This window comes from Micromonospora pisi, assembly GCF_003633685.1.
Lineage (GTDB): Bacteria > Actinomycetota > Actinomycetes > Mycobacteriales > Micromonosporaceae > Micromonospora_G > Micromonospora_G pisi.
In genome coordinates, this window is record NZ_RBKT01000001.1 from 4,053,212 (window position 1) to 4,065,251 (window position 12,040).

The window sequence follows — 12,040 nt, forward strand, 5'->3', positions numbered from 1 at the left end:
GCCGGATGCGGCCCCACCGGCAAATCCGGCTGACGCCGGTAGCTTCGGCTGGGATCATTCTCCGCGTGCTGCTCACCGTCACCACCACCCACCGGCCCGCCACCGACCTGGGCTACCTGCTGGTCAAGCACCCCGACCGGCAGCATTCGTTCGACGTACCGACGGGCACGGCGCACGTCTTCTATCCACAGGCCGACGAGACCCGCTGCACCGCCGCACTGCTGCTCGACGTCGACCCGCTGCGGCTGACCTCCGGGCGGGGCAAGGGCCGCGGCCGGGGTGCCGGCTCCACCCCGGAGGGCTTCACCCTCGGGCAGTACGTCAACGACCGCCCGTACGCGGCTTCGAGTCTGCTCTCCTCCGCCCTGGCCAAGGTCTTCCGGTCCGCGCTGCACGGCAGCTCGAAGGACCGCCCCGAGTTGGCGGCGACCGCGATCCCGCTGGAGATCAGCGTGCCGGTGCTGCGCTGCCGGGGCGGTGCGGCGCTGGCCGAGCAGCTCTTCGCCCCGCTGGGCTGGACGGTGGCCGCCGCCGCGATCCCGCTCGACGAGACCCGGCCCGACTGGGGCGACAGCCGGTACGTGGCCCTCTCCCTGCGCGGCACGCTCCGCCTGGCCGACGCCCTCAACCACCTTTACGTCCTGCTTCCCGTGCTCGACGACGCCAAGCACTACTGGGTGGCGCCGGACGAGATCGACAAGCTGCTCCGGGCAGGTGAGGGCTGGCTCGGTCAGCATCCGGAGCGGGGGCTGATCACCCGCCGCTATCTGGCCCACCGACGGGCGCTGGCCGGTGCCGCCCTGGCCCGGCTGGCCGAACTCCGGCTCAGCGACGACGCGGCCGACCCGGACAGCGTGGACACGACCGGCGAACAGGGCTCGGACGAGGAGGCCCACCTGCCGGTCGGTGCCCGGCGCCAGTCACTGGCGGTACGGCGCCGCGCGGCCGTACTGGCGGCGCTCGCCGCGACCGGCTCGACCCGGGTCCTCGACCTGGGCTGCGGTGCCGGCGCCCTGTTGGCGGACCTGATCCGGGACCGGCGCTACACCGAGATCGTCGGAACCGATGTGTCGCACCGGGCGCTGGAGATGGCGCAGCGGCGGCTCCGGTTGGACCGCCTGCCGGAGCGGCAGCGGGACCGGATCAAGTTGTGGCAGTCCGCGCTGACGTACCGCGACGACCGGCTGCGCGGGTACGACGCCGCGGTGCTGATGGAGGTGGTCGAGCACCTGGACCCACCGCGTCTGCCGGCGCTGGAGGAGGCGGTCTTCGGTCACGCCCAGCCGGCGACGGTGCTGGTGACGACGCCGAACGCGGAGTACAACGTCCGCTACGAGGGGCTGGCTGCCGGGGCGATGCGGCACCACGACCACAGGTTCGAGTGGTCCCGGGGTGAGTTCGCCGGCTGGGTGGAGCGGGTCGCGTCCGGCTACGGCTACACCGCGACGATCAGCGGCGTCGGCGACGACGATCCCGAGGTGGGCGCCCCCACCCAGCTCGCCGTCTTGACCCGCCCCACCCCCACCCTCTAGCCCTCCCATTCGTTAGGAAGGGCCCCTTCCTATACCGAAAGCGATAACAAGGGGCCCTTCCTTACCCCGAAGGAAAAACGTGTGAGCACCATCGACATCCCCGAACTGGCACTGGTCGCACTGGTCGGCATCTCCGGATCAGGCAAGTCGACGTTCGCCGGCCGGCACTTCGCGCCGACCCAGGTGCTCTCCTCGGACGCGTTCCGGGCGATGGTGGCCGACGACGAGAACGACCAGTCCGCCTCCGCCGAGGCGTTCGACGTACTGCACTACGTGGCGGGCAAGCGACTGCGGGCCGGCCGGTTGACCGTGGTGGACGCGACGAACCTGCAGTCGCATGCCCGCGCCGGGCTGGTTCGGGTGGCCCGCGAACACGACGTACTGCCGGTGGCGATCGTGCTCGACGCGCCCGAACCCCTCTGCTGGGAACGTACCCAGGCCCGGGCCGACCGGACGTTCGGGCGGCAGGTGCTCGGCCGGATGCAGCGGGACCTGCGCCGCTCGGTCGGACAGTTGGCCCGGGAGGGCTTCCGGAAGGTGCACGTCCTGCGTGGGGTCGAGGAGATCGACGCCGCGACGATCCGGTACGAACGGCTCTTCAACGACCGCAAGGAGCTGACCGGCCCGTTCGACATCGTCGGCGACGTGCACGGGTGCCGGGTCGAACTCGAGGCGCTGCTGATCCAGCTCGGCTGGACGCTGCACCGGGATCCGGACGGGCGCCCGGTCGACGCCACGCACCCGGACGGGCGTACCGCTGTGTTCGTCGGTGACCTGGTGGACCGTGGCCCGGACAGTCCCGGCGTGCTCCGCCTGGTGATGGGCATGGTCGCCGCCGGGCACGCGATCTGTGTGCCGGGCAACCACGAACAGAAGCTGCTGCGCAAGCTGCGCGGTCGCAACGTACAGATCACCCACGGGCTGGCCGAGACGCTGGCGCAGCTGGAGCAGGAGGACGCGGCGTTCGTCGCCGAGGCGTCCACTTTCATCGACGGCCTGGTCAGCCACTACGTGCTCGACGGCGGCCGACTGGTGGTCGCCCACGCCGGTCTGAAGGAGGAGTACCAGGGCCGGGCGTCGGGTCGGGTACGGGCGTTCGCGCTCTTCGGCGAGACGACCGGCGAGACCGACGAGTACGGCCTCCCGGTGCGCTACCCGTGGGCCCGCGACTACCGGGGCTCGGCCATGGTGGTCTACGGCCACACGCCGACCCCCACCCCCGAGTGGATCAACAACACGATCTGCATCGACACCGGTTGCGTCTTCGGTGGCACCCTGACCGCACTGCGCTACCCGGAGCGGGAGCTCGTCTCCGTACCGGCCGCCAAGGAGTACTACGCACCGGCCCGCCCCCTGGTTCCCGTCGGCGCCATCGGGCCGGAGCGGTCCGGGGAGGCGCTCGACCTGGGTGATGTCACCGGACGTCGGCACCTCGACTACGGGTACGGCACCGTGACCGTGGACGCCGAGCAGGCCGCCGCCGCGCTGGAGGTGATGAGCCGGTTCGCGGTCGACCCTCGGGCCCTGCCCTGGCTTCCGCCGACGATGGCGCCCTGCTCGACGTCGACCGTCGACGGTTTCCTGGAGCACCCGACGCAGGCGTTCGCCGACTTCCGGTCCGCCGGTGTCGACCGGGTCGTCTGCGAGGAGAAGCACATGGGCTCGCGCGCGGTGGTGCTGGTCTGCGAACGGGCGGAGGACGACCAGTTCGGTCCCGCCGGTGGGGCGGTGTACACCCGTACCGGGCGGCCTTTCTTCGGTGCGCCGTTGGACGCGGCTCTGCTGGCCCGGGTACGGGCGGCAGCCACCCGCGCCGGCCTCTGGGCGGAACTCGGGACCGACTGGCTGCTTCTCGACACCGAGCTGCTGCCCTGGTCGGCGAAGGCGACCGGCCTGATCCGCGAGCAGTACGCCAGCGTCGGCGCGGCGGGGCGGGCGGCGCTGCCCGCTGTGCTCTCGGTGCTGGACCGGGCCGCCGGTCGGGGGGTGCCGGTGGACGAGTTGCGTACCCGGATCGCCCGGCGCCAGGAGGACCTGGGCCGCTACACCGACGCCTACCGTGCCTACGTACGCCCGTCGGCCGGGCTCGACGGGGTGACGCTCGCCCCGTTCGTGCTGCTCGCCAGCGAGGGCGAGGTCCACACCGGCCGGGACCACGGTTGGCATCTGGGGTTGGCCGACCGGCTGCACGATGCCGACCCGGAGTTCTTCACCCGGACCCGGCACCGGGTGGTCGACCTGGCGGACGAGGCGGCGGTCGCGGAGGCCACCGACTGGTGGCTGGCGCTGACCTCGGCCGGTGGTGAGGGCATGGTGGTGAAGCCGTACGCCGGGCCGGCCGCGACCGACGGGCGGGGGCGGCTGCTCCAGCCCGGGATCAAGTGCCGGGGCCGGGAGTACCTGCGCATCATCTACGGTCCGGAGTACACCGAACCGGAGCAGTTGGCGCAGCTCAGAAACCGGTCACTCGGGCGGAAGCGGGGCCTGGCACTGCGCGAACACGGTCTGGGGCTGGCCGCGCTGGACCGGTTGGCGGAGGGTGCCCCGCTGTGGCGGCGGCATGAGCTGGTTTTCGCCATCCTGGCCTGCGAGTCCGAGCCGGTGGACCCGAGGCTCTGACACCGGCCGTACGGTGGTCGGCCCATCTCCGCCGGGCGGTGACGTCGGCGGGCGCGGGCCGACCGCCGCCGCCTAGACTGCGGGGGTGCCCGTCGCCAGCGGCGGAGGGGTCGTACTCTGCTCGGAATGTCCGCCGCCGTGCGGTAAGTCGCTGCCAGACCGGCAAACTTCGGAGGTCACCCCGTGCCGACGCCCACCACCACGCTGGCCATGGGCCCCGAGTTCCTCGACCCGGAGTGGCTGATCTCCACCTTCGGGCTGCTGGGCATCCTGGCCATCGTCTTCGCCGAGTCCGGGCTTCTGATCGGGTTCTTCCTGCCGGGTGACTCGCTGCTGTTCACCACCGGCCTGCTGACCTCGGACGGGCAGTACATCACCTATCCGATCTGGCTGGTCTGCCTGCTGATCACGATCGCCGCGATCGTGGGTGACCAGGTGGGTTACCTCTTCGGCCGGCGGGTCGGGCCGGCGCTGTTCCGCCGCCCGAACTCCCGGCTGTTCAAGCAGGAGAACCTGCTCAAGGCGCACGAGTTCTTCGACAAGTACGGTGCCCGCTCGATCGTGCTGGCCCGGTTCGTGCCGATCGTGCGGACCTTCACCCCGATCGTCGCCGGGGTGAGCAAGATGAACTACCGCACCTTCGTGATCTACAACGTGATCGGCGGCGCGCTCTGGGGCACCGGCGTCACCCTGCTCGGCTACTTCCTCGGCCAGATCGACTTCGTCAAGGAGCACATCGAGATCATCCTGATCGCGATCGTGGTGATCTCGGTGGTGCCGATCGCGATCGAACTGCTCCGGGCGCGGATGGCCGCCCGTCGGGGCACCACGCCGGCCGAGCAGGCGGCGTTGGACGAGGCCGCCCGGGAGAGCCAGCAGCACCGGCCGTACTGAGATTGCGCCGTACTGGGGATAGCCCGGGTTACCCACCCGACTGATTCTCCGCGTACCAGCGCTACCAATTGGTCCGTTACACACCTCGGGCCGGCACCACAGGGTGCCGGCCGAGGTAGGTAAGTAACCCAGCACGAATCACCGCCCGGAGGTCATACCGAGTGGTTGCCATTGGAGCCCGGGATGGGTTCCGGGCACGCCACATGACGGCCGGCCCGGGTGAGTCGCTTACGCGTTCACCCGGAGAGGCCGTCATCCACCGAGGCGGATCCGTCCTGTCGATCTCCACGCGAAACAGCCGTCGGACCGCCTGGTGCCACCCGGACAAGGGCGGACACCAGACGGGCCGCTCGCTGATTCAGCGAGCCTTCTTGGTGGCTCGCTTACGGGGCGGAGTCAACAGGTCGGCGATCGTCGCGATCGCCGACGGCACCAGCCTGTAGTAAGCCCACACGCCGCGCTTCTCCCGCTCCAGCAAGCCGGCCTCGGTGAGGATACGCAGGTGGTGACTGACCGTCGGCTGGGAGAGACCGAGGGGTGCGGTGAGGTCACACACGCACGCCTCGCCCTCCGGCGCCGACTGGATCAGGCTGAGCAGCCGAAGCCGGGCGGGGTCGGCGAGGGCCTTGAGGACCCCCGCAAGTCGCTCGGCGTCGGCACGTTCGATCGGCTCGCCGGCAAGCGGCGAGATCTGAGGCATAGTCATTTCAGCCAACGCAGTTCCCACGTTTTCCATCCTTCCACCAGCAGCATCGACCCGCCTGCATATCAGCAGATCCGAATCGTCAAACTTTTAGGCCACTAGGCCGAGGTCAGGCAACGTATAGGCCGCTCGGTATGGCAGTCCGGCCGCTCGAACGGCGTCGCCCGCGCCTCGATCAACAATAACCGCAACGCCTACAACCTCGGCCCCAGCCTCTTGCAACGCCTCGACCGCGGTCAGCACGCTGCCGCCCGTCGTCGAAGTATCCTCCACCGCCAGCACCCGACGACCAGCCACCTCTGGGCCCTCAATCCGCCGCTGCAGACCATGGGTCTTCTCGGCCTTGCGCACCACAAAGGCGTCCAGCCGGCGCCCCGCCGCCGAGGCGGCATGCAGCATCGACCCGGCAACCGGGTCGGCGCCCAGGGTCAGGCCGCCAACCGCGTCGAAGTCCCAGTCCGCGGTCAGGTCGAGCATTACTCGACCAACCAACGGTGCCGCCGCGTGATGGAGCGTCACGCGACGCAGGTCCACGTACCAGTCCGCCTCGCGACCGGAGGACAGCACTACCCGGCCGTGTACTACGGCCAGGTCAGAAATGAATTTACGCAGGTCGTCGTGGTCCCCCATGGCGCCCAAGGGTACTGCTCAAGTCTGAGGGCTGTTGGGTGGACCCGACCAGACAACAGTTTCCAGTCGGTAATGATCGTCAAGAATGACGGTGCATGACTACGCTGCGTATTCGGCCTCGGGCGGGGGTATCCGACACCCCGATGACGGTGGCCGTACCACCGACGGGACCAGGTCCCGTCAACAAGATCAACGTTCGTCTCGACCGATCCGGCCACGGGTATCGCCGGCGACCGTACGCAGCAGTCCGCGTGGCGCGTGCCGCAAACCGAAGACGGCCGCCTTGTACTTCCAGTCCGGAACAGAGACGAGCTTGCCTTTTCGCAGGTCACGCAAGGCTTCCGCGACCACGTCGTCGGCCGAGAGCCAGAGCCAGTCGGGCATCTTCGAGGTGTTGATGCCGGCCCGCTGATGGAACTCGGTCCGGACGTAGCCGGGACAGAGCACCATCACCCGGACCCCGAAGCGGCGGGTCGCCTGTCCCACCGACTCGCTGAAATTGGTCACCCACGCCTTGCTCGCCGAGTAGGTCGAGCCCGGCATTACAGCTCCGAAGCCGGCAACGGAAGAGACATTTATCACTGCCCCACTGCCGCGTTCGGTCATCGCCGGAAGTACCGCTTGGGTCAAGCGCATCACAGCGTGGACATTCAGCCGTAACAAACGGGCCTCGTCGTCCACCGTCGACTTCAGGAACGACCGAGCCAGACTGATTCCGGCATTGTTCACCAAAACTTCAATCGGTTCGACCACATCGGCGAGTCGCCGCTCCACGACCTCGCAGCCGGCATCGGTGCTGAGGTCGGCCGGAATCGTGCGTACCGAGACTCCGTGCCGCTCACTGAGTTCAGCCGCGGTGTCGGTCAGCCGCCGCGCATCCCTGGCAACCAACACCAGATGCCGGCCGTCGGCCGCGAACCGCCGGGCGAAGGCGGCACCGATGCCCGCAGTCGCCCCGGTCACCAGGGCCCACCCCGGACCGGTCTGAGGCTGGGCGGGCACGGCTGGCACGAGCGGGTCCTTACCAGTTCGGCGGCGGGGGCACCGGCGGCTGCCCCGATACCGACGTACGCCCACGGAAGTAGGCGTTCGCCGCGGGAAGCACCAGCAGCGTTGCTACTACAAAGTAACCTAGTGCCTGGGTGATCGAAAGCCCCACAGTCAACGGAACCCACCAGGACGGGTACGCGTCGCTCAGCGCGCCGGCCACCTCCGCCGACAGTTGCCCGTCCCCACCGGTGCTCAACGGCACGGACCACTGTGCGACCTGGACCGCCAGCACACAGCAGCCGGCGAGCAACCCCAGTCCGCAGACCACCCAGGTGGCGATCCGGGCCCCGTTGGCGCCGCGCAGGTTGGCCACGGCCAGTCCACCCAGTACGACCGCCGCCACGACGGCCACCGCCGTACCGATCCCCGCACCGATCCGCAGCAACGAGATCAGCGCGTCCACCTCCGACCGGTCACCGCCGACCTGCGCCGTAGCGGCCCGGAACCGGTCCACGGTGCCGCCGACCGTGGCCAATCCGACCAACCCGTGCACCAGGCCACCGACCGCCATCAGACCGAGCAGGGCAGCGGCGAGTAGGACCACGATCGGGCGCCGAGCCGGCGGCACGGGAACGATCGGCGTGGACCAACCCGCCGACGGCGGAACCACACCAGCGGGCCACATGTGCACTGGGTCCGACACGACAGATCCCCCCGAGTAGGCGTCGGAATGCAACCTACTCGGGGGGATCCGGGAAAAGCGCCATCGGAGGCCGCTCGATTCGACGATTCACCGATCGGATCGAACGACCGGCCTCTCGGTCAGCTCGTCGGCGGGCCGGAGCGCGGTGGCGCGGAAGACCCCGGCTCGTCGTCCGGCGTACTGCTCGGCGGTGCCGACTCACCGGACGGCGGACCGTACTGCTGGGCGGGGTCGCCCGGCGTCGGGTACGTCGGCGGACCGTACTGCTGCGGCGGACCGGACTGCGGGTAACCCGCCTGCGGGTAACCCGCCTGCGGGTACGCCGGGTAGGCGGCGCCGGGCACGGGCGGCTCCCAGACCGGCTGCGGCTTCCGGAAGAACTCGTTGGACGGCGGCAGGGCCAGCAGAACCAGTGCCGCCAGCAGGGCGAGCACCGTGATCACGCTCAGCGTCAGGGTCAGCGGGTTGTACCAACCGGGGAGGCGCTCGTCGAGCAGGCGCTGGATCTCGGCCTGGTCCGGAGTGTTGGCGTCGGTGGACGACGGAGCGAGCGCGCTACCGGCGGCGGTCAGCCCGAGGCCGGCGATGGAGCAGCAGAAGAAGAGCCCACCGAGCACCCAGGTCACGATCCGGGCGGGGTTCTTACCCCGGTTGTTCAGCAGGGCGAGCACGACCAGGCCCGCGGCGACGACCAGGCCCACCACGGCGCCGCCGATCAGGCTGGCCGAGCCGAACGCCGCCCCCGCGTCCGCCATGTCGGTGCCCGCGTACGCCTCGTCGAAGACGTCGTTGAAGGTGTCCAGCACCGACAGCGACAGCACCAACTGGACCACTTGCAAACCGGCGACCAGGTAGAGCAGATAACCGGCGATGGTGACGGTGCTCGGACGTGGCCGAGCCACCGGCGCGGCCGATGGATTCAGATCAGACACGGCGCTCCTTCCCTCAGATCGAGGCTCACCGTATCCGTACCCTGCCAGCCCTGCCGACCAAACCGGCGTGTCGCCCACCGCCACGCCCAGGTGACAGCCCGTCTCGACGGCACACGGGACGGTACGGCGCTCAGTAGCTGCGCCATTCCGCGCGGGCGTACTCCAGCACCCGGGGGTGGAGCAGCGTCGACGGCGGCAACTCCTGCCGGCGCCGGTCACGGGGGAAGTTCGCGGCCAACCGCAGTGTCTCCGCGTCGAGGAACCGCAACGGCGGTACGTCGGCCGCCAGCCCCAGCGTCGGCGCGACCGAACCCCTCGATGCGAGGACGAAGCCCCAGTCACCGAAGGAGGGAACGTCCACGTGGTACGGCGTGGTGGTGAACCCGGCGGCCCGGATGGACGCCTCGATACACCAGTACGACTTCGGTGCGAAATACGGCGATCCCGCCTGCACCACCACTCGACCATCGTCGGCCAACACGGCGCGTACCAGCGCGTAGAACTCGATCGAGTAGAGCTTCGCGGTCGCGGTCTCGTCCGGGTCGGGCAGGTCGACGACGATCGCGTCGAACCGCTCCCGCTCCGTACGCAACCACTGGAACGCGTCGGTGTTGACCATCCGTACCCGTGGGTCTTCGAACGAGTCGTGGTTGAGCGTACGTAGCTGCGGCTCGGTCCGGGCCAGCCGGATCACCGCCGGGTCAAGCTCGACCACGGTCACCGACCCGACGTCGGGATAACGGAGCAGTTCCCGTACGGCCAGCCCGTCACCGCCGCCGAGGACCAGCACCGAACCACGGGCGCCGCTCAGCACCGGGTGCACCAGCGCCTCGTGGTAGCGGTACTCGTCGACCGAGCTGAACTGGAGGTCGCCGTTGAGGTAGAGCCGCAGGTCGGTGACGCCCTGCGAGACGAACGGGACCGACCGGGTGAGCACGATCTCCTGGTACGCGCTGCGTTCGGCGTGCACCACCGGGTCCCGGAAGAGCTGCTGCCGTGCGGTCACCTCGAAGTCGTACGCGGTCAGGTACGCGTACCCGAGGACGAGCCCGACCACCACGGACCCGGCGGTGAGTCCGACCCGGGCCCGAGCGCTCAGCTCACGCCGGAAGACGGTGAAGACCAGCGCGAGCCCGGCGAGCGCGTTCACCACCCCGACCACCAGCACTCCCCGGAGCTGACCGAAGACCGGCATCAGCAGGAACGGGAACGCCAGACCACCGAGGAGCGCGCCGACGTAGTCGGCGGCGAACAGGTCCGCCACCGCGCTCCCGGCCGCCTGCGCCCGGATCCGCTGCAGCAGCACCATCAGCAGCGGAATCTCCGCCCCGATCAGCAGTCCGAGCAGGAAGGCGGTGCCGACCAGGGCCGGGGCGTAGAGGTCGAGCCAGGCGAACGCCGCGTAGAGGCCGAGCACCGAGAGCCCACCGAAGAGGGCGAGAGCCAGTTCGACGGCGGCGAACGCGGCGGCGGCCCGGGACTGCAACGGCTTCGCGGCGAGCGCGCCGATCCCCATGGCGAAGACCATCACGCCGAGCACGATCGACGCCTGCCCGACCGTGTCCCCGATCAGGTAACTGCCGAACGCCACCAGCGCCAACTCGTAGACCAGCCCGCAGGCGGCGCAGACGAAGACCGCCGCGAGCACCGCCGTACGAGCGGCCCGCCACCGGGTCGGCGACGACGGCGCCTCGGTCCCGGCGCCGGTCATGGCTTCGGTCATCGCTTCGGCGCCGGTCGTCGTGCGGCGCGGGCCGCGGCACGAGCCTCGGCAACGCGGGCCGCCGACAGCTGGTGCCGGCGTTCGAACCAGCCGACGGTCAGCAGGACCACGGTGATCCCGAAGAGGCCGCCGGCACCGACCAGGTACCCCCAGCGGTCACGCCAGAAGTCGTCGCCCGGATCGGGCAGGGACATCGGGGTCGGCGCCGCGCTCGGCTCCGCCCGCACCGGTACGGCCGGTGCCGCTCCCGCCTCCGCGACCAGCAGCGGAAGGAAGACCGCCGCCCGGCAGACCGCCCAACCGGGGTCGTCGATGAAGGCGTCGGGAGACAGACCCAACCTGGTCAGTCCGGTGTCGTAGTCGATGCCCGGGAAGTCGCCCGAACTGGTCACCCAGAACGAGGCATAGTCGTTGCTCTCACTGCTTTCCGAGGTATAGGTGACGTCGGCGACGACCTTCACCCAGCGCCGGCACCGGGTCGGATCACTCTCCACATCGACGCCGTCGCCGAGATTCGAACCCACGCTCACCCTCGGCACCAGCCCACCCTGGAGGTGCCAGCCGTAGCAGACGCCCTGTGCCCGGTACGCGTCTTCGAGCAGGACGACGGTGTCCGCCCGCTCGGCCGCCTCGGGCGGAGGTACGGCCGTACCCCCGCCACCGTCGCCGCCGGGCCACGTGGCGGCGACGAAGACGATCACGATGGTGCCGACCAGCAGCGCCACCGCCCAGAAGGCGACGACCTTGGCCCGGCGGGCGGCCCGCCTGTCCCGCGTCAGGCGACCGCCGATGCCCTCGCGCCGATCGGCAACCGGTTTCGCCGTACCCTTGCGCCCTTCGGGCGACTGCTCCGGGCCCGGGCCTGACTCGACCGCCATCAGCTGATCGCGGCGGCGATCACGGCACCCGTGGCGAGGTGCACGACCGCGGAGACCCAGACCGCCGGGTGGGGTTCCGGGTCGACCAGGATCTCCCCCAGCCGCCCCGGGGTGACCAGGTCGAGCAGGAGGAACGCGCCGGCCATGATGACCAGCCCGACCAGGCCGTACGCGGCGCTGCCGACCAGCCCGGCGGCGAGGTCGTCCTCGCTGGCGACGATGGCCGTGGTCACGATGATGCCGACCCCGGCCAGGTTCGAGGTGAGCAGCAGCGCCGCGTTGCGGTTGCGGTCGGCCCAGATCAGCTCGTGCAGCCGGCCGGGTGTGGCCATGTCCACCAGGAGGTAACCGATGCCCATCAGCACCACACCAACGATGCCGTAGGCGAGGGTGGCCAGCAGGTCCGTGGCGAGGGTCGTCAACATGAGGCTCCCAA

The 12,040-nt window shown here is 70.2% G+C and carries 11 protein-coding genes; 3 read left to right on the plus strand and 8 right to left on the minus strand.

From position 1 onward, the window contains the following. Positions 1-65: 65 nt before the first annotated feature. The 3 genes from BDK92_RS17110 (at position 66) to BDK92_RS17120 (ending at position 5,045) form a co-directional block, all read left to right on the plus strand. Complete coding sequence (locus BDK92_RS17110; RefSeq protein ID WP_121157613.1) at positions 66-1,532, plus strand: 3' terminal RNA ribose 2'-O-methyltransferase Hen1; 1,467 nt, start codon at positions 66-68, stop codon at positions 1,530-1,532. Between the two features lie 81 nt (positions 1,533-1,613). Continuing rightward, positions 1,614-4,151, plus strand: coding sequence for a polynucleotide kinase-phosphatase (locus BDK92_RS17115; RefSeq protein WP_121157614.1), 2,538 nt, complete (start codon positions 1,614-1,616; stop codon positions 4,149-4,151). 183 nt (positions 4,152-4,334) lie between these two features. Further along, the gene (locus tag BDK92_RS17120) at positions 4,335-5,045 is read left to right on the plus strand and encodes a DedA family protein (protein ID WP_121157615.1); all 711 of its coding nucleotides are present in this window, start codon (positions 4,335-4,337) and stop codon (positions 5,043-5,045) included. A 358-nt stretch (positions 5,046-5,403) separates the two neighbouring features. Here BDK92_RS17120 and BDK92_RS17125 read toward each other — a convergent pair whose 3' ends face one another. From BDK92_RS17125 to BDK92_RS17160, 8 genes are all read right to left on the minus strand, one after another. Further along, positions 5,404-5,781, minus strand: coding sequence for an ArsR/SmtB family transcription factor (locus BDK92_RS17125; protein WP_091081602.1), 378 nt, complete (start codon positions 5,779-5,781; stop codon positions 5,404-5,406). A 57-nt stretch (positions 5,782-5,838) separates the two neighbouring features. After that, the gene (gene pyrE / locus BDK92_RS17130; protein ID WP_121157616.1) at positions 5,839-6,378 is read right to left on the minus strand and encodes an orotate phosphoribosyltransferase; all 540 of its coding nucleotides are present in this window, start codon (positions 6,376-6,378) and stop codon (positions 5,839-5,841) included. A gap of 189 nt (positions 6,379-6,567) precedes the next feature. After that, complete coding sequence (locus BDK92_RS17135; RefSeq protein WP_121157617.1) at positions 6,568-7,380, minus strand: SDR family NAD(P)-dependent oxidoreductase; 813 nt, start codon at positions 7,378-7,380, stop codon at positions 6,568-6,570. Between the two features lie 19 nt (positions 7,381-7,399). After that, a complete protein-coding gene (locus BDK92_RS17140; protein ID WP_147457024.1) occupies positions 7,400-8,071 on the minus strand; it encodes a hypothetical protein in 672 nt (223 codons plus the stop codon). Positions 8,072-8,190: 119 nt separating this feature from the next. Further along, the gene (locus BDK92_RS17145) at positions 8,191-9,003 is read right to left on the minus strand and encodes a hypothetical protein (protein WP_147457025.1); all 813 of its coding nucleotides are present in this window, start codon (positions 9,001-9,003) and stop codon (positions 8,191-8,193) included. A gap of 130 nt (positions 9,004-9,133) precedes the next feature. Then, the gene (locus BDK92_RS17150) at positions 9,134-10,726 is read right to left on the minus strand and encodes a polyamine aminopropyltransferase (RefSeq protein WP_246017085.1); all 1,593 of its coding nucleotides are present in this window, start codon (positions 10,724-10,726) and stop codon (positions 9,134-9,136) included. Beyond that, complete coding sequence (locus BDK92_RS17155; RefSeq protein ID WP_246017086.1) at positions 10,723-11,604, minus strand: hypothetical protein; 882 nt, start codon at positions 11,602-11,604, stop codon at positions 10,723-10,725. The genes BDK92_RS17150 and BDK92_RS17155 overlap by 4 nt, the downstream gene beginning before the upstream one ends. Further along, a complete protein-coding gene (locus BDK92_RS17160; RefSeq protein WP_121157620.1) occupies positions 11,604-12,029 on the minus strand; it encodes a DUF350 domain-containing protein in 426 nt (141 codons plus the stop codon). The genes BDK92_RS17155 and BDK92_RS17160 overlap by 1 nt, the downstream gene beginning before the upstream one ends. Positions 12,030-12,040: the final 11 nt, after the last annotated feature.